Raw genomic sequence first — 21,726 nt, 5'->3', positions numbered from 1 at the left:
GGCTATCATGAGTCAATCAAGCATTATCGTAGTCGGCGGGGGTCTTGCCGGCCTCATGGCGACAATTAAAGCAGCGGAATCAGGAATGGCGGTTAAGTTGTTTTCCATCGTTCCTGTCAAACGTTCTCATTCGGTTTGTGCGCAAGGCGGCATAAACGGAGCGGTCAATACAAAAGGGGAAGGTGACTCTCCGTGGGAACATTTTGATGACACGGTATACGGGGGAGACTTTCTTGCCAACCAGCCGCCGGTCAAGGCGATGTGTGAAGCGGCGCCTTCGATCATCCACTTATTAGACCGGATGGGCGTCATGTTTAACCGGACTCCTGAAGGCCTGCTTGATTTCCGCCGATTCGGGGGTACACAGCACCACAGAACTGCTTATGCTGGTGCGACGACGGGACAGCAGCTGCTTTACGCACTGGACGAGCAAGTGCGCAGATACGAAGTTGCGGGTCTGGTCACAAAATACGAAGGCTGGGAATTCCTTGGCGCTGTTTTAGATGATGACAGAATCTGCCGCGGAATTGTTGCACAAAACCTGACAAACATGCAAATTGAATCCTTCCGTTCAGACGCTGTCATTATGGCGACGGGCGGACCGGGAATCATCTTTGGAAAATCAACGAACTCCATGATTAATACAGGATCTGCTGCATCAATCGTTTATCAGCAGGGAGCGTATTATGCAAACGGAGAATTCATTCAAATCCACCCGACAGCCATACCGGGCGATGACAAACTAAGACTGATGAGTGAATCAGCGCGTGGTGAAGGCGGGCGCGTGTGGACATATAAAGACGGCAAACCATGGTATTTCCTGGAGGAAAAATATCCGGCATACGGAAACCTGGTGCCGCGTGATATTGCGACACGCGAAATATTTGATGTGTGTGTGAACCAGAAGCTCGGCATTAACGGTGAAAACATGGTATATCTCGATCTGTCTCATAAAGATCCGAAAGAGCTTGATATTAAGCTTGGCGGCATCATTGAGATTTATGAGAAATTCATGGGAGACGACCCGCGTAAGCTTCCAATGAAAATCTTCCCGGCGGTCCATTATTCTATGGGCGGTTTATGGGTGGATTACGATCAAATGACAAATATCCCTGGACTGTTTGCGGCTGGGGAATGTGATTATTCTATGCACGGCGGCAACCGCTTGGGAGCGAACTCCCTGCTGTCTGCGATTTACGGAGGCATGGTGGCCGGTCCGAATGCGGTGAAATATGTAAACGGCTTAGAATCTTCAGCGGAAGACATGTCTTCATCTTTATTCGACGCTCACGTTAAGAAAGAAGAAGAAAAATGGGCTGATATTATGAGTATGGACGGAACCGAAAATGCCTATGTTCTTCACAAAGAGCTCGGTGAGTGGATGACGGCGAACGTAACGGTTGTCCGCCATAATGACAAGCTTTTGAAAACGGATGACAAAATTCAGGAGTTAATGGAGCGCTTCAAAAAGATCAACATCAATGACACGACAAAATGGAGCAACCAGGGAGCGATGTTCACACGCCAGTTCTCGAACATGCTTCAGCTTGCGAGGGTGATTACCCTTGGCGCATACAACCGTAATGAAAGCCGGGGCGCCCATTATAAACCGGATTATCCTGAACGTAATGATGATGAATGGCTCAAAACAACAATGGCTAAACATGTAAGCCCGTATGAAGCGCCGGAATTTGAGTATCAGGATGTCGATGTATCACTGATAACGCCTCGGAAACGGGATTACTCGAAGAAGAAGGTGGCGAAATAATCATGAGTGAACAAAAAACCATACGATTTATTATCACACGTCAAGATACAGCTGACAGCACGCCTTATGATGAAGAATTTGAGATTCCATACCGCCCGAATCTGAACGTCATTTCCGCTCTGATGGAAATCCGCCGGAATCCGGTTAATGTCAAAGGTGAGAAGACAACCCCTGTCACATGGGATATGAACTGTCTTGAGGAAGTATGCGGCGCATGTTCAATGGTTATAAACGGAAAACCCCGCCAGTCTTGTACGGCGCTTATTGACCAGCTTGAACAGCCAATCCGTTTAAAACCAATGAAAACATTCCCAGTCGTTCGTGATTTGCAGGTTGATCGCAGCAGAATGTTTGATTCATTGAAAAAAGTTAAAGCATGGATACCGATTGACGGTACGTACGATTTAGGACCGGGGCCGAGAATGCCAGAAAAACGCCGTCAATGGGCATATGAATTATCAAAATGCATGACATGCGGCGTCTGCCTCGAAGCTTGCCCGAATGTGAACAGCAAATCGAAGTTCATGGGGCCTGCACCGATGTCGCAAGTCCGCCTGTTTAACGCGCATCCGACAGGCGCCATGAATAAATCTGAACGATTAGAAGCATTAATGGATGAAGGCGGCCTTGCAGATTGCGGCAACTCGCAAAACTGTGTTCAATCCTGTCCGAAGGGGATTCCGCTTACCACTTCGATTGCAGCCTTGAATAGAGATACAAACTTACAAGCGTTCCGCAATTTCTTCGGAAGCGACAGAGTATAAGAAGAAAAACCTCTTCCGCATGGGAGAGGTTTTTTTAAACAATAAGGAGATGAAAAAAGATGAAGCTTCCCGCTTATATTGATATGCCGTTTCAAGAATGGAAAACATCCTTTTCTTTTTTCAATGAGGTATCCGTAAGATTTTCGGAGACAGACATGTTTGGGCATATGAATAATGTAACCCCTTTTATATATTTTGAGGAGGCGCGGATTTCTTATTTTAAAAAGTTGAATATGATGAGTGAAAACAAACAGACCATGACAGTCGTGGCAAGCCAGCAATGCGATTATTTGCGCCAAGTCATGCCTTATGAAGAGTTGCGCATCTATGTGAAAACAAGCGCAGTCGGCAGTTCATCTCTTACCTTGCACTATCTCGGAGAGAACCTCGAAGGCGAGCCCTGCTTCACCGGGGCAGTCGTGATGGTTCAAGTCTCAAAGGAAAGCGGCAAGGCTGTCAGCTGGAAAGATGAGGAGAAAGAAACGCTTCTTCATACACGATAAACTAATTATCTTGTAAACGTCACCTCCTGCGCCCTTCTTACATATGATATCTCGACTATATCAAAACCCATTCGTTTCTGATTCGCTCTCACCTTAGCAAGGAGGGTTACAATACTTGAAGGAGAAAGAATTTCAATCGAAGCCGCTGCTAACGAAAAGAGAAAGAGAAGTGTTCGAATTGCTCGTTCAAGATAAGACAACAAAGGAGATTGCAAGCGAGCTATTTATCAGTGAGAAAACCGTTCGAAACCATATTTCAAATGCCATGCAGAAATTGGGTGTGAAAGGGCGTTCGCAAGCCGTTGTTGAGCTTCTTAGAATGGGTGAGCTAGAGCTTTAATCCTTGCCGGTATTCCTTCTTTTAGGAAGGAGCCGGTTATTGCTGTTTGTTTGGAACATTCGAAACCAAATTTGGAATGCTGTGCAAAACGTAGGCAAGTCATAAAATAAATTTTATTACTTGATGTTGTTTGACTAAAGTCCTCTATTTCTCTCCTGCGAGTCTTGCATTTTCTTCAAAAAAGAAGGAAAATAGACACGGAACGCTTTTGTGCGTAAGAGATCCTTGAGTGAGGGATGGACAAATGACATCAAAACCTTTGGAGCATGTTGCGGATATTGAAAAGTCACTCCGCCACATTGCCGCGATCATTAAGCAAAAAGGACGAGAAATCCTTAATCAATATGCGATTACGCCGCCGCAATTTGTCGGCTTGCAATGGCTTTATGAATTAGGAGATATGACAATCGGTGAATTATCGGGCAAAATGTATCTGGCATGCAGCACGACAACGGACTTAATCGACCGCATGCAAAAAAATGAGCTTGTTGAGCGGGTCAAGGACCCGGCGGACAGACGTGTTGTCCGGATACATCTGCTGCCTGAAGGAGAACGGATTATCCAAGAGGTCATTACAAAAAGACAGGAATATCTGCGTGATATGTTCGAATCGTTTACAGATGAAGAAATAGCCATCTTCGAAAAATCTTTGATGAAACTGCAGCATGAAATGAAGAGAAAATGAGGCGATTTTGTTGGAACAACCAATAGGAGTCATTGATTCCGGGGTTGGCGGTTTAACCGTTGCGAAGGAAATCATGAGACAGCTACCTAAAGAAAATATTATCTACGTCGGGGATACGAAACGGTGTCCTTATGGGCCGCGCCCTGAAGAAGAGGTGCTTCAATATACGTGGGAGCTGACGAATTATTTACTCGAAAACCACCACATCAAAATGCTCGTGATCGCCTGTAATACAGCAACAGCGATCGCATTGGATGACATCCAGCGAAGCGTCGGTATACCGGTGGTCGGAGTGATCCAGCCTGGTGCGAGAGCAGCGATAAAAGTGACGGATAATCAGCATATCGGTGTCATCGGCACAGAGAATACGATTAAGAGCAATGCATACGAAGAGGCGCTTTTGGCATTAAATCCTGATCTGAAGGTTGAAAACCTTGCCTGCCCGCTGCTTGTGCCTTTTGTGGAAAGCGGGAAGTTTCTTGACAAAACAGCAGACGAGATTGTCAAAACCTCGCTGTATCCGTTAAAAGATACATCGATTGATTCGCTGATTTTAGGCTGCACCCACTATCCCATTTTAAAAGAAGCCATTCAAAGATATATGGGAGAACACGTGAACATTATTTCGTCCGGCGATGAAACAGCCCGGGAAGTCAGCACGATTCTCTCATATAAAGGGCTGCTGAACCAGTCTGCGAATGCCCCTGATCATCAGTTCTTGACAACAGGAGCGCGTGATCAGTTTGCGAAAATCGCAGACGATTGGTTTGGGCATGAGGTAGGCCATGTGGAATGCATCTCACTGCAAGAACCGATTAGAAGATAGTTTTCCCCGCAACGGTATGTTGCGGGTTTTTTTCTGTTTTGCCGGAATTCTTCGGTCTATTTCCTAAAGAGGCTCGTATACATAATAGTACAAACATCCTTAGGAGGGAAAAGTATGCTGAAAAAAGGACCTGCAGTCATTGGTGCCACTTGTCTCACCTCTGCCTTGCTTTTATCCGGATGCGGTTTGTTTCAATCTGATAAGGCAGCCGAGGAAATTGATCCGCCTCAAGACGTTACATTCGTGAACGATGAAGCGGGTGCCAATTCAAATACAACAGCAGCCAAAAAAACAGAAAGTGAAAAAAGCGATACCGCAAAAGCGGATCAAGCCTCATCTACTGTTATGAGGGAGCTTTATCTCATTGATAAAAACGGGTATGTTGTTGCGCAAACGCTGCCTCTTCCTAAAAGTGAGAGCACGGCTAAGCAGGCGCTTGAATACCTCGTACAGGGCGGGCCTGTGTCTGAAATTCTTCCGAATGGCTTCAGAGCGGTATTGCCGGCTGACACAACTGTTAACGTTGACATCAAAAAAGATGGAACCGCGATAGCTGATTTCTCTAATGAGTTCAAAAATTATAAGAAAGAAGACGAACAGAAAATCGTTCAATCTGTGACGTGGACGCTGACGCAATTTAGTTCGATAGATAAAGTGAAGCTGAGAATAAACGGGCATGAACTGAAGGAGATGCCTGTAGGAGGGACACCGATCTCAGATGATTTAAGCCGCAAAGACGGCATTAATTTGGAAACAGCCGGTGTAAATGATCTCACTGCTACCCATCCGCTGACAGTCTACTATTTGGCGGAAAATGAAGACAGTGAATACTACGTGCCGGTGACGAAACGAATCGACAATTCGGAAAAAGACGACATCACAGCAGCCATTAATGAATTGGCTAAAGGCCCAAGCAAGGTGAGCGGGCTGTTAACAGACTTCAGTGAAGATGTAAAGCTGGTCAGCAAACCGAAAATCAAAGACGGGCGCGTGACGTTGGATTTCAATCAATCTATATTCGGCAGCGCCGATGAGAAGACGAAAATGATTTCTTCAGAAGTGCTGAACAGCATTGTGCTCACGTTAACGGAGCAGCCGGATATAAAAGGCGTGTCTGTTAAAGTGAACGGAAAATCAGAGCTGGTAAATGAAAAAGGCGAAAAGCTCACAGAACCGGTCTCCAGACCATCTCAAGTGAATACGGGTAGTTTTTAAATTGGGATTTTTGATATACTAGAAAGAAAGAGGTTAGCGTTCCGGCTGCCTCTTTCTTTATTCAATTCCGGGACAAAAATGGTTTATGTACATACAATCGGAGGTAAAACATGAGACATGACGGAAGACAACACGATGAGCTGCGTCCAATCACATTCGATTTGGATTTTATCAGCCATCCGGAAGGTTCTGTTCTAATAACAGCAGGGAATACAAAGGTAATCTGCAACGCGTCTGTTGAGGACCGCGTACCGCCGTTTTTGCGGGGCGGAGGGAAAGGCTGGATTACAGCAGAGTACAGCATGCTGCCGCGGGCAACAAACCAAAGAACAATCAGAGAATCTTCTAAGGGGAAAATTTCCGGCAGAACAATGGAGATCCAACGCCTGATCGGCCGCGCGCTTCGAGCTGTTGTAGATCTGGAAAAGCTCGGTGAACGGACGATTTGGATTGACTGTGATGTTATTCAAGCTGATGGAGGAACTAGAACAGCTTCCATTACAGGCGCATTTCTTGCTATGGCGATTGCGATTGGCAAGCTGATCAAAGCAGGAACAATCAAGACAAATCCGATCACTGATTTTCTTGCTGCAATCTCTGTTGGAATTGATAAGGAACAGGGAATTTTGTTAGATTTAAATTATGAAGAAGATTCCTCGGCTGAAGTTGACATGAATGTCATCATGACAGGCAGCGGCCGTTTTGTGGAACTGCAGGGAACCGGGGAAGAGGCGACTTTTTCAAGAGAGGATCTGAACGGTCTTCTGGGTCTTGCGGAAAAAGGAATTCAAGAGCTGATTGACAAGCAAAAAGAAGTGCTGGGTGATTCTCTGCCAGAACTGAAATAAAGACAGAAAGGCTTGATCATCATGAAAGAAGCAATTATTGCAACACATAATCCGGGAAAAGTGAAGGAATTCAAAGAAATTCTTGAGCCAAGAGGCTATGATGTCAAATCTTTAGCTGAAATTGGATTCACAGAAGAAATTGAAGAAACAGGCCATACATTTGAAGAAAATGCCATTCTGAAAGCGGAAGCTGTTGCCAAAGCAGTGAACAAAATGGTGATTGCGGACGACTCCGGTCTATCCATCGATAATCTTGGCGGCAGACCCGGGGTTTATTCAGCCCGCTATGCAGGAGAACAGAAAGACGACCAGGCAAATATCGAAAAAGTGCTCAGCGAGCTGAAAGGTATCGAAAAAGAACAGCGCACCGCCCGTTTCCGCTGCGCACTGGCCGTGAGTATTCCCGGAGAGGAAACAAAAACAGTCGAAGGCCATGTCGAAGGGTATATTGCCGAAGAACCGAGAGGAGAATATGGCTTTGGCTATGACCCAATCTTTATCGTGAAAGATAAAGATAAGACAATGGCTGAACTGACAAGTGATGAAAAAAATAAAATCAGCCATAGGGCTGACGCGCTTAAAAAGCTATCTAAGCTTTTGGAGGCATAAGGAGGAAGCTTGTACATGAACGTGCTGATTATCAGTGACAGCCATGGGCTTGAAGAAGAACTCCAAACCATTGCGAAACGGCATGAGGCAGAAGTTGATCTCATGATTCATTGCGGGGACTCTGAGCTTGAGACGAGGCATCCTGCATTGGAGCCTTATGCGGTTGTAAAAGGCAATTGCGATTTTGCCGGCGATTTTAAGGACGAGCTTCTTCTGACTGTCGGCTCAAGAAAAATACTAGTCACACACGGCCACCTTCACGGTATAAAACAGACCTTGTTAAACGTATACTATCGTGCAGAGGAGCTCGGGGCGGATGTTATCTGCTTCGGGCATTCGCACATCGCGGGAAGCGAAGTGCTGCGCGGAAAACTGATGATTAACCCAGGCAGCATCCGGCTTCCGAGGGTGCGCAGGACAGAAAGCTATGCTATACTGACATTAGAAAATGATGCTGCGACAGTCCGTTTTTACGACCAAGCAGGCAATGAAATTGAGGATCTGCAAAATCGAGTCACACTATGAAAATGTCATGAGGAAGAAAATTTTCTTCCTCATGAAAAAAATTCTAAAAAACCGTTGACTTATTATTGCATCCCATATATAATAAATCTTGTCGCTGATAGTTAAAGCGAAAAACAAAAAAACAAAACGTGTCCCAGTAGCTCAGCTGGATAGAGCAACGGCCTTCTAAGCCGTCGGTCGGGAGTTCGAATCTCTCCTGGGACGTACCAAAAGAAAAACCTCAAATCCATTTAGGATTTGAGGTTTTTTGTTGTCGGTCTATGATTTTCATTTGTTATTTAACGGATCATCATCCAAGCCGTCAACTTTTCCTTCTTTATTCAGACGAGGTTCTTCTTTTTTCACAGTTTCAGAAATATGTTCATTTTCTTCAACAGTGCGTTTGCCGACAACCACTTCATCAGTGACAACCGGTTTTTTAGTCACTTCCAGCTTTTCCTCAACGATTGGAACTCTGATCTCTTCCGAATCGTTGACGGGAGCAGCGTCCGTTTTATTTTCATCCACTGGACGGCGTTCGACATAAATTTCATCATGTCTCACCGGAATGTCCATATCTCTTTTTTCTGTTTTCACTTCTTTTCCTATTTCTACTTCGCCGGTTTGAACGTCTTCCTTATCGACCTTCAGCTGTTCTTCCCGGAGCGGCATCGTTTTTTCTTCTTTCGTTGTATAATCCAATTCATTTGTGCTTGAAAAGCCGCCTGAAAGGGCATTGCCGTTATCAATAGGAGCAATTACATCTGCATCTGTATCGACGGCTACCAGAAGTTTTCCGTCATCCAAATCTTCTTGATACTTGTCTATTTCATCAGTTTTAATATCCAAGTCGGATAATGCTTTGCTGTGTGTAGCAGTATCATCCATTGTGAAATAATCTTTCAGTTTATCGAAAAAAGATTCAGATTCGCCCTGATGTGCATCGATAGCTTGATTGACTTCTGTTCCTGTACGTGACTCCAAATAATCTGTATCTCGCCGGCTTGTCACAACAGAAATGTCATCAGAATCATAGCCTTTTGTGAGTAAGCCTTCAATCGCTGCGATGGTTTCCTGCGGGGTATCGTATACACCAACTATGCTTTTCATATCAATCTCCTCCTTTATGAATTTGCATGATATCGTTCATGTCGTTTGTAATTCCCGCTGTTCTTTGAATTAAACAAAATTGAAAACATTCGAGTTTTTTAGAGAAAATTTTAATTGGAATTTCCTGAAAAATGAATATACAGGAAAAGATATGAAAAAATTCATAGTCATGCCGATATTTGTTATGTGAAACAATTAAATAAAGGAGTGTTTTCTTTTGAAAAAATGGTTCGTTGTTTTTTTCTTATTTGTTATTGCGCTGTTTCAATCGCTCCAAACAGTTAGCGCGGAAACAGTTGAATGGAAAGAAAGAGCAGATTTGCCTGAGCCGCGTGTCGGCGCAAGCAGCGGTGTAGTAGATGGAAAGATATATGTGATAGGTGGCGGGACTGTAAAACCAGGTACTTATGGGAATCAAACGTTTGTCTATGATCCTAAAACAAATGAATGGACAAGAAAAGCCGACATGCCCACAGAGAGGGGAGGTGCTGCAACTGTTACAGTTGACGGTAAAATTTATGTCATGGGTGGAAGGTCAAACGATGGAGTTGTCAAGACAGTAGAAGTTTATGATCCAAAAAAAGATACATGGGAAAAATTGGATGATCTTCCCTTTGGAAATAATAAAGTTCCAGCTTATAAGATTTATGCAGAAGCTATAGGAAAGAAAATATATGTTGTGGCCTATGAAAATTCTAGATATGCAACGACTTACAGTTACGATCTCGAAACGAAAAAATGGGAGAAAAAACAGAATTTAAATTATGAAGTAACAGGAGCTTCTACTGCAGTAATTGATAATAAACTATATATTCTTGGCGGAACGCATTATATTCCCCAAATCGTTTATGTTTATGATCCAGAAAAAGACACATGGGCAGAAAATGGTAAAGGATTCACAGCAGGATATTATTCTGCGCTTGCTTATAAAGGGAAAATTTTGATGACTGGAGGTGTAAACCGAATTAAGGTGTACGATCCTAAAAGTCAATCAGTTACAGCAGTGACAAATCCGAAAGCGCTATACAGAATGGCGCATTCTTCTGCCATTATTGATGATACACTTTACGTAATTGGTGGAAGAGAAGAAAACTCCAGTTTTGGTGGAAGTTTTGGTGATAATGCAAATGCTAAAATTAAATCAGTTATATCTATTTCGCTAAAGGATTTAAACATACCATCCGATTCAGAGGAAACTCCGGGAGATAAGGATAAAGGATCAACAACACCTTCTGAGGATAACTCAGCAGAAGACGGAGACGCCCTTCTTGTTGTCACCATGGTAAACGGTTTGCAAAAAGAATATCAGCTGTCTATGAAAGAAGTGAATGGATTCCTCAAATGGTACAAGCAGCGTGATGCCGGAGAGGGACCAGGCTTTTATGAAATAGATGAGCATGACAACAACAAAGGGCCTTTTGAGAGTAAAAAGGATTATGTTGTGTTTAAAAATATTTTGATGTACGAAGTAAATAAATATAAATAAACCATCCAATGCAATGTTGGATGGTTTTTGTTGACTTACTCTATTAAACTTTAGAAGGGAAAACGGTAAGAGATAGACAGACCTTCCCCTGCACTTATCTATCCTTATAAAATCGTCTCACAATTCCTTCGTCATAAACACACTGGTTGGATCTTCACTGTAGTCTGCAAACGGTTCACAATACTGGAAACCGAAGCTTTCATACAATTTTCTTGCCGGCTCAAATGAAGCCATTGAACCCGTTTCTAAGCTTAACCGCTCATAGCCTCGCTTCTCGGCTTCTTCAATGATGTGCTGGAGAACTTGTTTGGCAACGCCTTTTCTTAAATGTGATGCAGATGTTCGCATTGATTTGATTTCTCCATGCCGGGTGTCCAGTTCTTTTAGCGCTCCGCAGCCAGCTAGTTCATCACCTTCCCATGCGCTCCAAAATGTTATTTCAGGCCCTCTTAGTTTTTCTAAACCTAAGGCATGAATGCTTTCTGGCGGGGACATAAGCGTCATGCTATGTAAATGCTCATTCACCAGTGAAACCACCTGACGTCCAGTTAAATCGTCTATTTTTATATGCAATTTTATTCCTCCTCGAAAACTTACGGATTGTGCAGAATATCGTTCAATTCATCTAAATCATATTCCATCCTGTTTCCAAATATAAAGACAGAAAATGTGACTGTATTTGTGAAGTCGTTTTAAAACAATAAAAGGACCGCAATAGATGTTCGGCCCTTGTGGTATTCTTTAATATCTAAAGCCTCCGTGTACGCCTGGCGCCCCGCTGAATCCGCCGGCATGTATCGCTGGAGCACTTAAGCTGCCGCCATGGCCGCTAAAGCCTGCACCTGAAAATTGCTGTCCGTAAAATCCTGAAGCGTATGGGAATGAGGAGTACATTCCAGAGGGAGTGGTTAACGGGCTGTATGCCTGACTGAACGGCTGTCCGTATCCGTAGCCTCCAAATGGTTGCTGGCTTTGCTGGTAAAAGGGAGGGACAGCAGGATAGTACTGCTGCGGAAAGTTGGGGAAGCTTGGAAAGCCCGCAGGAAATCCTTGCATGTCTGCAAATGATTTATTCATCGTATCACCTTTTCTTTGCAAGATATCATTAATGTATGCCGAGGGAACAAGAGAAGTGCCTATCCGAAATTGAAATGGATTGCAAGATGATCTGTCAGACTCAATCCATATACGAACCATATCGTGTTATAAAATCTTACATGTTTATATAAAATTAAATAATTCTGGTTTATTCTTGATAGATTAATAAAAAAATTATAAAAACTTTTAACATTTGCAATTCCTTTTGTACCAATAATGAAAGCGTATACAATATAGTTTGATTAATCGAAATTGTCTAATAATTTTAAAAAATGCTGTTGACACTGCGTCCAAAGCGGCGTAATATGAGTTCAACAAAAGATAAACGCAAGCTTCACAAGCGAAAATCATCGCAGTATGATTCTAAAAAAATGAAAAACAAACGACCTTCTTGAACAGCTGGAAAGCCGTTCCGAAGGCTGAATATGAAAAGCGCAGATGAGGATAAGTAGCCTTGATAAAGTTTTCCACAGAGAACCGGGTTAGCTGAGAACCGGCGAAGCTTTACAAGGTGAACTCGCCTCAGAGTGCCAGTCTGAAATGACAGTAGGACTTGGCCGGGTGAACTTGATTCACTCGTTACTAAAGCGGATAGAAATATCCATGAGACGGCCGATTAACAGGCCGTAAACAAGGGTGGTACCGCGGAAAGAAAAGCCTTTTCGCCCCTTTTAGCTATCGCAGTTACTGCGCGGCTGATTGTGGGCGGAAGGGCTTTTTTTATTGAATAATCAGCTATCTAGATAATGAAAAGATGATCTTTAAAGGATGAAAATCCAAAAGGAGGAACTAAAATGGGGACTAATGTACAGGTGGATTCAGCATCTGCCGAATGTACACAGACGATGAGCGGAGCATTAATGCTGATTGAATCATTAAAAAAAGAGAAAGTAGAAATGATCTTCGGTTATCCGGGCGGGGCTGTGCTTCCGATTTACGATAAGCTATACAATTCAGGGTTGGTACATATCCTTCCCCGTCACGAACAAGGCGCAATTCATGCAGCGGAGGGATACGCAAGAGTCTCCGGAAAACCGGGTGTCGTCATTGCCACGTCAGGACCGGGAGCGACAAACCTTGTTACAGGCCTTGCTGATGCCATGATTGATTCATTGCCGTTAGTCGTCTTTACAGGGCAGGTAGCAACCTCTGTAATCGGGAGCGATGCATTTCAGGAAGCGGACATTTTAGGGATTACGATGCCAGTGACAAAACACAGCTACCAGGTTCGCCAGCCGGAAGATCTGCCGCGCATCATTAAAGAAGCGTTTCATATTGCAACAACTGGAAGACCCGGACCTGTATTGATTGATATTCCGAAAGATGTGGCAACAATTGAAGGAGAATTCAGCTACGATCATGAGATGAATCTCCCGGGATACCAGCCGACAACAGAGCCGAATTATTTGCAGATCCGCAAGCTTGTGGAAGCCGTGAGCAGTGCGAAAAAACCGGTGATCCTGGCGGGTGCGGGCGTACTGCACGGAAAAGCGTCAGAAGAATTAAAAAATTATGCTGAACAGCAGCAAATCCCTGTGGCACACACCCTTTTGGGGCTCGGAGGCTTCCCGGCTGACCATCCGCTTTTCCTGGGGATGGCGGGAATGCACGGTACTTATACAGCCAATATGGCCCTTCATGAATGTGATCTATTAATCAGTATCGGCGCCCGTTTTGATGACCGTGTCACAGGAAACCTGAAACACTTTGCCAGAAACGCAAAGATTGCTCACATCGATATTGATCCAGCTGAAATCGGAAAAATCATGAAAACACAGATTCCTGTAGTCGGAGACAGCAAAATTGTCCTGCAGGAGCTGATCAAACAAGACGGCAAACAAAGCGATTCAAGCGAATGGAAAAAACAGCTCGCCGAATGGAAAGAAGAGTATCCGCTCTGGTATGTAGATAATGAAGAAGAAGGTTTTAAACCTCAGAAATTGATTGAATATATTCATCAATTTACAAAAGGAGAGGCCATTGTCGCAACGGATGTAGGCCAGCATCAAATGTGGTCAGCGCAATTTTATCCGTTCCAAAAAGCAGATAAATGGGTCACGTCAGGCGGACTTGGAACGATGGGATTCGGTCTTCCGGCGGCGATCGGCGCACAGCTGGCCGAAAAAGATGCTACTGTTGTCGCGGTTGTCGGAGACGGCGGATTCCAAATGACGCTCCAAGAACTCGATGTTATTCGCGAATTAAATCTTCCGGTCAAGGTAGTGATTTTAAATAACGCTTGTCTCGGAATGGTCAGACAGTGGCAGGAAATTTTCTATGAAGAACGTTATTCAGAATCTAAATTCGCTTCTCAGCCTGACTTCGTCAAATTGTCCGAAGCATACGGCATTAAAGGCATCAGAATTTCATCAGAAGCGGAAGCAAAGGAAAAGCTGGAAGAGGCATTGACATCAAGAGAACCTGTTGTCATTGACGTGCGGGTTGCCAGCGAAGAAAAAGTATTCCCGATGGTGGCTCCGGGGAAAGGGCTGCATGAAATGGTGGGGGTGAAACCTTGAAAAGAATTATCACATTGACTGTGGTGAACCGCTCCGGGGTGTTAAACCGGATCACCGGTCTATTCACAAAAAGGCATTACAACATTGAAAGCATTACAGTTGGACACACAGAAACAGCCGGCGTTTCCAGAATCACCTTCGTCGTTCACGTTGAAGGAGAAAATGATGTTGAACAGTTAACGAAACAGCTCAACAAACAGATTGATGTGCTGAAAGTCACGGACATCACAAATCAATCGATTGTCCAGAGGGAGCTGGCCTTAATCAAGGTTGTCTCCGCACCTTCAACGAGAACAGAGATTAATGGAATCATAGAACCGTTTAGAGCCTCTGTCGTTGATGTCAGCAGAGACAGCATCGTTGTTCAGGTGACAGGTGAATCTAACAAAATTGAAGCGCTTATTGAATTATTAAAACCTTATGGCATTAAAGAAATCGCGAGAACAGGTACAACGGCTTTTGCGAGGGGAACCCAGCAAAAGGCGTCATCCAATAAAACAATATCTATTGTATAAAACATAACAAGGGAGAGATTAAAATGGTAAAAGTATATTATAACGGTGATATCAAAGAGAACGTATTGGCTGGAAAAACAGTAGCGGTTATCGGGTATGGTTCGCAAGGCCACGCACATGCCCTGAACCTTAAAGAAAGCGGAGTAGACGTGATCGTCGGTGTTAGACAAGGAAAATCTTTCACTCAAGCCCAAGAAGACGGACATAAAGTATTTTCAGTAAAAGAAGCGGCAGCCCAAGCTGAAATCATCATGGTTCTGCTTCCGGATGAGCAGCAGCAAAAAGTATACGAAGCTGAAATCAAAGATGAATTGACAGCAGGAAAATCATTAGTATTCGCTCATGGATTTAACGTGCATTTCCATCAAATTGTTCCTCCGGCGGATGTAGATGTATTCTTAGTGGCCCCTAAAGGCCCGGGACACTTGGTAAGAAGAACATATGAGCAAGGAGCTGGCGTACCGGCATTGTTCGCAATCTATCAAGATGTGACTGGAGAAGCAAGAGACAAAGCCCTCGCTTATGCTAAAGGAATCGGCGGCGCAAGAGCGGGCGTATTAGAAACGACATTTAAAGAAGAAACAGAAACAGATTTGTTCGGTGAGCAAGCAGTTCTTTGCGGCGGATTAAGCGCGCTTGTCAAAGCCGGATTTGAAACATTAACTGAAGCAGGTTATCAGCCTGAACTTGCATACTTCGAGTGTCTTCATGAGCTGAAATTAATCGTAGACCTTATGTACGAAGAAGGACTTGCAGGAATGAGATATTCAATCTCTGACACAGCACAGTGGGGAGATTTCGTATCAGGTCCTCGCGTTGTGGACGCTAAAGTAAAAGAATCTATGAAAGAAGTATTAAAAGATATCCAAAACGGTACATTCGCAAAAGAGTGGATCGTCGAAAACCAAGTAAACCGTCCTCGTTTCAACGCTATCAATGCAAGCGAGAACGAACATCAAATCGAAGTAGTGGGAAGAAAGCTTCGTGAAATGATGCCGTTTGTGAAACAAGGCAAGAAGAAGGAAGCGGTGGTCTCCGTTGCGCAAAATTAATTTTTTCGATACGACGCTTCGTGATGGTGAACAGTCCCCTGGAGTGAACTTGAATACACAGGAGAAACTTGCCATAGCTAAGCAGCTCGAAAGACTCGGGGCAGATATCATTGAAGCGGGATTTCCCGCTTCGTCCCGAGGTGACTTTTTAGCTGTTCAGGAAATCGCAAGAACCATTAAAAATTGTTCAGTAACTGGTCTGGCCCGTTGTGTAAAAGGTGATATTGATGCTGCTTGGGAAGCGTTAAAAGAAGGTGCTCATCCGAGAATACATGTTTTTATCGCCACATCGGACATTCATTTGAAGCACAAGCTGAAAATGACACGTGAGCAAGTCATTGAAAGAGCGGTTGAAATGGTGAAATACGCAAAAGAACGTTTTCCGATTGTGCAATGGTCAGCTGAAGATGCCTGCCGCACTGAACTGCCGTTTCTAGCAGAAATCGTCGAGAAAGTGATTGACGCAGGCGCCAGTGTTATCAATCTTCCGGACACTGTCGGCTACCTGGCCCCGGCGGAATACGGAAATATCTTTAAATACATGAAAGAAAACGTTCCGAACATTCACAAAGCAAAGCTTTCAGCCCACTGTCATGATGATTTGGGAATGGCAGTCGCAAACTCTCTTGCTGCGATTGAAAATGGCGCTGATCAAATCGAATGCGCTGTGAACGGGATCGGTGAAAGAGCCGGAAACGCGGCATTAGAGGAAATTGCCGTAGCCCTCCATACCAGAAAAGATTTCTACCAAGTCGAAACAGGTATTACGCTGAACGAGATTAAGAGAACAAGTGATTTAGTAAGCAAACTGACAGGCATGGCTGTCCCGCGCAACAAAGCGGTTGTTGGAGATAATGCATTTGCTCATGAATCAGGCATCCATCAGGACGGCTTTTTAAAGGAAAAATCGACTTATGAAATTATTTCACCGGAGCTTGTCGGCGTAACCGCAGATGCGCTTGTCCTAGGTAAACATTCCGGACGTCACGCATTTAAAGAACGGCTGACTGCTTTAGGATTCCAATTTGACAGTGAAGAGATTAATAAATTCTTTACGTTGTTCAAAGAGTTGACTGAGAAGAAAAAAGAAATCACTGATGAGGATCTTGTTTCTCTTATTTTAGAAGAAAAAGTAACAGATCGCAAGATTGGTTATGAATTTCTTTCTCTGCAAGTACATTACGGAACAAGTCAGGTCCCTACGGCTACTCTTTCTTTGAAAAATCAAGAAAACGCACAGCTTATTCAGGAAGCTGCAACTGGAGCTGGAAGCGTGGAAGCAATCTACAATACGCTTGAGCGCTGCATCGATAAGGACGTGGAGCTCTTAGACTACCGCATTCAGTCTAATAGAAAAGGCGAAGATGCATTTGCCCAGGTGTATGTAAGAGTTTTGGTGAACGGAAAAGAATCAGCAGGGCGGGGCATAGCGCAAGACGTATTAGAAGCATCAGCGAAAGCCTATTTGAACGCAGTAAATCGTCAATTGGTTTTCCAGTCGAATATGAGCGGATTGAAAAACCATACAGCTGTCGGATCATAAAAGAAAGGAGAACGGTTAACTTGAAGAAACGTATTGCTCTATTGCCCGGAGACGGGATCGGCCCTGAAGTATTAGAATCAGCGACAGACGTACTGAAAAGTGTTGCCGAACGCTTTAACCATGAATTTGAATTTGAATATGGCCTGATTGGAGGGGCGGCTATTGATGAACATCATAACCCCCTCCCGGAGGAAACTGTTGCTGCTTGTAAAAATGCAGACGCGATATTGCTTGGCGCTGTCGGCGGACCGAAATGGGATCAAAATCCTTCGGAACTGAGACCGGAAAAAGGGCTGCTCAGCATCAGAAAACAGCTTGATTTGTTTGCGAATTTGCGGCCTGTGAAGGTATTTGAAAGCCTTTCTGACGCTTCGCCTTTGAAAAAAGAATATATAGATAATGTTGATTTCGTTATCGTTCGTGAGCTCACAGGCGGCTTGTATTTCGGCCAGCCGAGCAAACGCTATGTAAACACTGAAGGTGAGCAGGAAGCAGTAGATACACTGTTTTATAAGCGAACGGAAATTGAACGAGTGATCAGAGAGGGCTTCAAAATGGCGGCAGCCAGAAAAGGCAAAGTGACCTCTGTAGATAAAGCGAATGTTCTTGAATCAAGCCGGCTGTGGCGTGAAGTGGCTGAGGACGTTGCACAAGAGTTTCCTGATGTGAAGCTTGAGCACATGCTTGTGGATAACGCGGCCATGCAGCTAATTTATGCACCGAATCAATTTGATGTCGTGGTGACTGAAAATATGTTCGGTGATATCTTAAGCGATGAAGCGTCCATGCTTACAGGCTCGCTCGGAATGCTCCCGTCAGCCAGCCTATCAAGCTCTGGCCTTCATCTGTTTGAACCTGTTCATGGCTCCGCGCCTGATATTGCCGGTAAAGGGATGGCAAATCCGTTCGCAGCCATATTGTCAGCGGCAATGCTTTTGAGAACATCTTTCGGGCTTGAAGAGGAAGCGAAAGCTGTAGAAGATGCGGTAAACAAAGTCTTGGCTTCTGGAAAAAGAACAAGAGACTTGGCACGGGGTGAAGAGTTCAGCAGCACTCAGGCCATTACAGAGGAAGTTAAGGCAGCAATCATGAGTGAAAATACAATGTCTAATGTGTGACAGCTTACGTTAAGCGGTCTTAGCTCTAGGTAGAGGGAGGAAATAAAAGATGATGCCTCGAACAATCATCGAAAAGATTTGGGATCAGCATATTGTAAAACATGGTGAGGGAAAGCCGGATCTTCTCTATATTGATTTGCACCTCATTCATGAGGTGACGTCTCCTCAGGCATTTGAAGGCTTGAGACAAAAGGGAAGAAAGGTCAGAAGACCCCAAAACACATTTGCGACAATGGACCACAACATCCCGACTGTCAATCGTTTTGAGATAAAGGATGAAGTTGCGAAACGCCAGGTAACGGCGCTTGAAAGAAACTGTGAGGAATTTGGCGTGCGCCTTGCCGATCTTCACAGCGTGGATCAAGGGATTGTCCATGTCGTCGGCCCTGAACTGGGCTTAACGCTTCCAGGGAAAACGATTGTGTGCGGTGACAGTCATACATCAACACATGGCGCTTTCGGCGCTCTTGCATTTGGAATCGGGACGAGTGAAGTCGAACATGTCCTTTCCACACAGACACTTTGGCAGCAGCGTCCAAAAACACTTGAAGTGCGCGTAGATGGAACGCTTCAAAAAGGGGTAACGGCAAAGGATGTCATCCTTGCTGTCATCGGCAAATACGGTGTGAAATTCGGCACAGGCTACGTCATTGAATACACTGGGGAAGTATTCAGAAATATGACGATGGATGAACGAATGACCGTTTGTAACATGTCAATTGAAGCAGGAGCAAGAGCAGGTTTGATTGCACCTGACGAGGTGACGTTTGAATATTGCAAAAATCGCAAGTACACGCCAAAAGGCGAAGAATTTGACAAGGCCGTAGAGGAATGGAAGGCGCTGCGCACAGACCCGGGCGCTGTTTACGATAAATCTATCGTCCTTGACGGCAACAAAATTTCCCCTATGGTGACATGGGGCATTAACCCGGGAATGGTTCTTCCTGTCGATTCTGAAGTTCCTGCGCCGGAAAGCTTTTCTGCAGAAGATGATAAAAAAGAAGCGATTCGCGCTTATGAATATATGGGACTGACTCCTCATCAGAAAATTGAAGACATTAAAGTGGAGCACGTATTTATCGGTTCCTGCACAAATTCCCGCATGACTGACCTTCGACAGGCTGCTGACATGATCAAAGGGAAGAAGGTAGCTGACAGCGTAAGGGCCATCGTCGTGCCCGGATCCCAAAGCGTGAAGCTTCAGGCTGAAAAAGAAGGGCTTGACCAGATTTTCTTGGAAGCTGGATTTGAATGGAGAGAGTCAGGCTGCAGCATGTGTTTGAGTATGAATAATGATGTTGTTCCTGAGGGAGAGCGCTGTGCATCAACCTCTAACCGCAACTTCGAGGGCAGACAAGGAAAAGGTGCAAGAACACATCTCGTCAGCCCGGCAATGGCTGCGATGGCTGCCATTCACGGACACTTCGTTGATGTCAGAAAGTTTTATCAGGAAAAAACAGTTGTGTAAGGAGTGCGCGAGATGGAACCTTTGAAATCACATACGGGGAAAGCAGCCGTATTAAATCGGATCAATGTGGATACAGACCAGATTATTCCTAAGCAATTTTTGAAGAGGATTGAAAGAACAGGCTACGGGCGTTTTGCATTCTTTGACTGGAGATATGATGCGAATGGTGAACCGAACCCTGAATTTGAATTAAACCAGCCTGTTTATCAAGGAGCTTCCATTTTAATAGCAGGAGAAAACTTCGGCTGCGGGTCATCGCGTGAACACGCTCCGTGGGCACTTGATGATTATGGGTTTAAAATTATCATTGCGCCGTCATTTGCTGATATTTTCCATCAGAACTGCTTTAAAAACGGCATGCTTCCGATCCGCATGCCATATGACAATTGGAAACAGCTTGTCGGCCAGTATGAAAACAAGTCATTGGAAATGACTGTTGACCTTGAAAAGCAGCTGATTCATGACAGTGAAGGCAATCAAATTTCATTTGAAGTTGATCCGCATTGGAAAGAGATGCTGATTAACGGATATGATGAAATTTCCTTAACGCTGCTGCTGGAGGATGACATTAAGCAATTTGAATCACAAAGAAGCTCTTGGCTTCAAGCCTGAAAAAGCGGCCGGTATTTGTCCGGCGGCTTTTTTTGCCTGATGAAACCTTTCATTTCTTGTGTTTGTTCACAGGTGTTGATACACTTGAACAAAATAAATGCCTGAAAGGAATATAGGTATGACGCATGACAAGAAGAACGCAAAAATTATTCCTTTTCCTCATCTGAAAGACCGCCTTGTGGAAAAAGGGATGTCATCACTAAAGGAAAAAAAGTATCAAGAAGCGCTTGAACTGTTTTCAGAAGCGATGAAATATGATGATACTGAATCCGATCTTCACTTAGGGATGGCCATCTGCTTTTTAGAGCTGGGCGAGCTGGAAGAGGCAAAAAGCGTGTGCGAGAAGATGCTCAAAGAAGGTTATGGCCATTATTTTACGGTTTTGCAGGTGTACATGACCATCTTAATTCAGCTCAAAAAATACGAGGAAGTCAAAAGCACCATTGAAGCCGTTTTGGAAGAAAATCAGCTGCCGGCAGAAAGCGCCGAGCAATTTTATAAGCTGCTGGATTTCAGCCGGAAAATGACCGATCCGGATCGTGAGGACGAGGCTTGGGCCGAAGAATATGAGGATACAATTGACACCGAGAAAGTGCTGGCAAGCCCTGAGGAGCAAATGAATCTCATTCATTCCTTAAAAGACCGTAACGTAGCAAAGTATACAGGATTGCTCAAAACAATCCTCCAAGACCCCTCAGCCCACCCGATTATCAAAACGATGATTGTCATGCTGTTGGCTGAGCATGAGTACAGTAAACCTGTGCACATTAGCAAATTTGGCGAGTCGTTGACAATTGAACCATCTGAGATTGTTCCGCCTGATGCCGCCCCGATTCTGCACCGTGTTCTCAGGGTGCTGGATGAGACACTTGGAAATGAAAATCCAACCTTATATGCGGCAGTAGAAGAATTGTGGAGAAGACATTTATACGTTTTATATCCGTTCCAGCCGAAATTGCTGTCGGCTGACCTTTGGGCGGCTGCCCTGCATAAAGTCGGTTACGAGATGCACGGAATTGAAATTGAAAGCGAAGAACTTCATATGATGTATGAATTTACCGACAGAGAACTCGATGAAGCTTGCACAATGTTAAAAGATATTGAAGAAATTTCTTATTTGTAAATCGCGCCATATAGTTGAAA

General features: G+C 44.3%; 22 protein-coding genes, 1 tRNA gene and 1 other annotated feature. Of the genes, 20 read left to right on the top strand and 3 right to left on the bottom strand.

Annotated elements, in window-relative coordinates; genetic code table 11:
- The first annotated feature begins 7 nt into the window (after positions 1-7).
- The 11 genes from sdhA to NST79_RS14690 all read left to right on the top strand — a co-directional run bounded on the left by sdhA (position 8) and on the right by NST79_RS14690 (position 8,287).
- A complete protein-coding gene (gene sdhA, locus NST79_RS14740; protein WP_015714474.1) occupies positions 8-1,768 on the top strand; it encodes a succinate dehydrogenase flavoprotein subunit in 1,761 nt (586 codons plus the stop codon).
- Positions 1,769-1,770: 2 nt separating this feature from the next.
- Entirely contained in the window at positions 1,771-2,532 is a 762-nt protein-coding gene (gene sdhB / locus NST79_RS14735) for a succinate dehydrogenase iron-sulfur subunit (RefSeq protein WP_003229569.1), read from the top strand.
- A gap of 59 nt (positions 2,533-2,591) precedes the next feature.
- On the top strand, positions 2,592-3,035 hold the full coding sequence (locus NST79_RS14730; protein ID WP_212059293.1) for a thioesterase family protein: 444 nt from the start codon (positions 2,592-2,594) through the stop codon (positions 3,033-3,035).
- A 115-nt stretch (positions 3,036-3,150) separates the two neighbouring features.
- Complete coding sequence (gene gerE, locus NST79_RS14725; RefSeq protein WP_003184172.1) at positions 3,151-3,375, top strand: spore germination transcription factor GerE; 225 nt, start codon at positions 3,151-3,153, stop codon at positions 3,373-3,375.
- A 244-nt stretch (positions 3,376-3,619) separates the two neighbouring features.
- Complete coding sequence (locus tag NST79_RS14720; protein ID WP_003229573.1) at positions 3,620-4,060, top strand: MarR family transcriptional regulator; 441 nt, start codon at positions 3,620-3,622, stop codon at positions 4,058-4,060.
- Between the two features lie 7 nt (positions 4,061-4,067).
- Positions 4,068-4,886, top strand: a complete 819-nt coding sequence (racE, locus tag NST79_RS14715) for a glutamate racemase (protein WP_015251521.1) — start codon at positions 4,068-4,070, stop codon at positions 4,884-4,886.
- Between the two features lie 114 nt (positions 4,887-5,000).
- Positions 5,001-6,101: a spore germination protein GerM gene (gene gerM, locus NST79_RS14710; RefSeq protein WP_021480263.1), complete on the top strand. Its 1,101-nt coding sequence runs from the start codon at positions 5,001-5,003 to the stop codon at positions 6,099-6,101.
- 110 nt (positions 6,102-6,211) lie between these two features.
- Positions 6,212-6,949, top strand: coding sequence for a ribonuclease PH (gene rph, locus NST79_RS14705; RefSeq protein WP_003246039.1), 738 nt, complete (start codon positions 6,212-6,214; stop codon positions 6,947-6,949).
- A 12-nt stretch (positions 6,950-6,961) separates the two neighbouring features.
- A complete protein-coding gene (locus NST79_RS14700) occupies positions 6,962-7,558 on the top strand; it encodes an XTP/dITP diphosphatase (RefSeq protein WP_015251523.1) in 597 nt (198 codons plus the stop codon).
- 15 nt (positions 7,559-7,573) lie between these two features.
- On the top strand, positions 7,574-8,083 hold the full coding sequence (locus NST79_RS14695; protein ID WP_212059291.1) for a metallophosphoesterase: 510 nt from the start codon (positions 7,574-7,576) through the stop codon (positions 8,081-8,083).
- Positions 8,084-8,213: 130 nt separating this feature from the next.
- A tRNA-Arg gene (locus tag NST79_RS14690) sits at positions 8,214-8,287 on the top strand.
- A 63-nt stretch (positions 8,288-8,350) separates the two neighbouring features.
- Here the strand turns inward: NST79_RS14690 and NST79_RS14685 are convergent.
- Complete coding sequence (locus NST79_RS14685; RefSeq protein ID WP_144483234.1) at positions 8,351-9,172, bottom strand: YsnF/AvaK domain-containing protein; 822 nt, start codon at positions 9,170-9,172, stop codon at positions 8,351-8,353.
- A gap of 217 nt (positions 9,173-9,389) precedes the next feature.
- On the opposite strand from NST79_RS14685, the gene NST79_RS14680 reads away from it, so the two are divergent.
- Positions 9,390-10,658, top strand: coding sequence for a DUF1668 domain-containing protein (locus NST79_RS14680; RefSeq protein ID WP_212059289.1), 1,269 nt, complete (start codon positions 9,390-9,392; stop codon positions 10,656-10,658).
- A 117-nt stretch (positions 10,659-10,775) separates the two neighbouring features.
- Here the strand turns inward: NST79_RS14680 and NST79_RS14675 are convergent, their stop codons facing one another.
- Both NST79_RS14675 and cotQ read right to left on the bottom strand, forming a co-directional pair.
- Entirely contained in the window at positions 10,776-11,231 is a 456-nt protein-coding gene (locus NST79_RS14675; protein WP_212059287.1) for a GNAT family N-acetyltransferase, read from the bottom strand.
- 168 nt (positions 11,232-11,399) lie between these two features.
- Entirely contained in the window at positions 11,400-11,735 is a 336-nt protein-coding gene (gene cotQ, locus NST79_RS14670) for an inner spore coat protein CotQ (RefSeq protein WP_004398743.1), read from the bottom strand.
- A 447-nt stretch (positions 11,736-12,182) separates the two neighbouring features.
- Positions 12,183-12,429 (top strand) — a binding site (T-box leader).
- A gap of 121 nt (positions 12,430-12,550) precedes the next feature.
- Between cotQ and ilvB the strand changes: the two genes are divergently transcribed.
- From ilvB to ddcA, 8 genes are all read left to right on the top strand, one after another.
- On the top strand, positions 12,551-14,275 hold the full coding sequence (ilvB, locus tag NST79_RS14665; protein ID WP_004398643.1) for an acetolactate synthase large subunit: 1,725 nt from the start codon (positions 12,551-12,553) through the stop codon (positions 14,273-14,275).
- Positions 14,272-14,790, top strand: coding sequence for an acetolactate synthase small subunit (gene ilvN / locus NST79_RS14660; protein ID WP_004399096.1), 519 nt, complete (start codon positions 14,272-14,274; stop codon positions 14,788-14,790). Before ilvB ends, ilvN begins: the two co-directional genes overlap by 4 nt.
- A 23-nt stretch (positions 14,791-14,813) precedes the next feature.
- Entirely contained in the window at positions 14,814-15,842 is a 1,029-nt protein-coding gene (gene ilvC / locus NST79_RS14655; RefSeq protein WP_003222549.1) for a ketol-acid reductoisomerase, read from the top strand.
- Complete coding sequence (locus NST79_RS14650) at positions 15,829-17,385, top strand: 2-isopropylmalate synthase (RefSeq protein WP_212058958.1); 1,557 nt, start codon at positions 15,829-15,831, stop codon at positions 17,383-17,385. The genes ilvC and NST79_RS14650 overlap by 14 nt, the downstream gene beginning before the upstream one ends.
- Positions 17,386-17,405: 20 nt before the next feature.
- On the top strand, positions 17,406-18,503 hold the full coding sequence (gene leuB, locus NST79_RS14645) for a 3-isopropylmalate dehydrogenase (protein WP_072175585.1): 1,098 nt from the start codon (positions 17,406-17,408) through the stop codon (positions 18,501-18,503).
- 49 nt (positions 18,504-18,552) lie between these two features.
- Complete coding sequence (gene leuC, locus NST79_RS14640) at positions 18,553-19,971, top strand: 3-isopropylmalate dehydratase large subunit (RefSeq protein WP_003229604.1); 1,419 nt, start codon at positions 18,553-18,555, stop codon at positions 19,969-19,971.
- Positions 19,972-19,983: 12 nt separating this feature from the next.
- Positions 19,984-20,583, top strand: coding sequence for a 3-isopropylmalate dehydratase small subunit (leuD, locus tag NST79_RS14635; RefSeq protein ID WP_029318194.1), 600 nt, complete (start codon positions 19,984-19,986; stop codon positions 20,581-20,583).
- A gap of 118 nt (positions 20,584-20,701) precedes the next feature.
- A complete protein-coding gene (gene ddcA / locus NST79_RS14630; protein WP_015483530.1) occupies positions 20,702-21,706 on the top strand; it encodes a DNA damage checkpoint antagonist DdcA in 1,005 nt (334 codons plus the stop codon).
- Positions 21,707-21,726: the final 20 nt, after the last annotated feature.

It is taken from the genome of Bacillus sp. PS196 (genome assembly GCF_037963555.1).
Lineage (GTDB): Bacteria > Bacillota > Bacilli > Bacillales > Bacillaceae > Bacillus > Bacillus subtilis.
Note: the sequence above shows the minus strand (reverse complement) of the source record. Positions and strands in the feature narration are given on the sequence as shown.

Excerpts from the sequence above, each read along its gene's own strand:
- sdhA (WP_015714474.1), top strand. The coding sequence starts at position 8 with ATGAGTCAATCAAGCATTATCGTAGTCGGCGGGGGTCTTGCCGGCCTC.
- sdhB (WP_003229569.1), top strand. The coding sequence starts at position 1,771 with ATGAGTGAACAAAAAACCATACGATTTATTATCACACGTCAAGATACA.
- NST79_RS14730 (WP_212059293.1), top strand. The coding sequence starts at position 2,592 with ATGAAGCTTCCCGCTTATATTGATATGCCGTTTCAAGAATGGAAAACA.
- NST79_RS14720 (WP_003229573.1), top strand. The coding sequence starts at position 3,620 with ATGACATCAAAACCTTTGGAGCATGTTGCGGATATTGAAAAGTCACTC.
- gerM (WP_021480263.1), top strand. The coding sequence starts at position 5,001 with ATGCTGAAAAAAGGACCTGCAGTCATTGGTGCCACTTGTCTCACCTCT.
- rph (WP_003246039.1), top strand. The coding sequence starts at position 6,212 with ATGAGACATGACGGAAGACAACACGATGAGCTGCGTCCAATCACATTC.
- NST79_RS14695 (WP_212059291.1), top strand. The coding sequence starts at position 7,574 with ATGAACGTGCTGATTATCAGTGACAGCCATGGGCTTGAAGAAGAACTC.
- NST79_RS14685 (WP_144483234.1), bottom strand. The coding sequence starts at position 9,172 with ATGAAAAGCATAGTTGGTGTATACGATACCCCGCAGGAAACCATCGCA.
- cotQ (WP_004398743.1), bottom strand. The coding sequence starts at position 11,735 with ATGAATAAATCATTTGCAGACATGCAAGGATTTCCTGCGGGCTTTCCA.
- ilvB (WP_004398643.1), top strand. The coding sequence starts at position 12,551 with ATGGGGACTAATGTACAGGTGGATTCAGCATCTGCCGAATGTACACAG.
- ilvC (WP_003222549.1), top strand. The coding sequence starts at position 14,814 with ATGGTAAAAGTATATTATAACGGTGATATCAAAGAGAACGTATTGGCT.
- leuC (WP_003229604.1), top strand. The coding sequence starts at position 18,553 with ATGATGCCTCGAACAATCATCGAAAAGATTTGGGATCAGCATATTGTA.
- leuD (WP_029318194.1), top strand. The coding sequence starts at position 19,984 with ATGGAACCTTTGAAATCACATACGGGGAAAGCAGCCGTATTAAATCGG.
- ddcA (WP_015483530.1), top strand. The coding sequence starts at position 20,702 with ATGACGCATGACAAGAAGAACGCAAAAATTATTCCTTTTCCTCATCTG.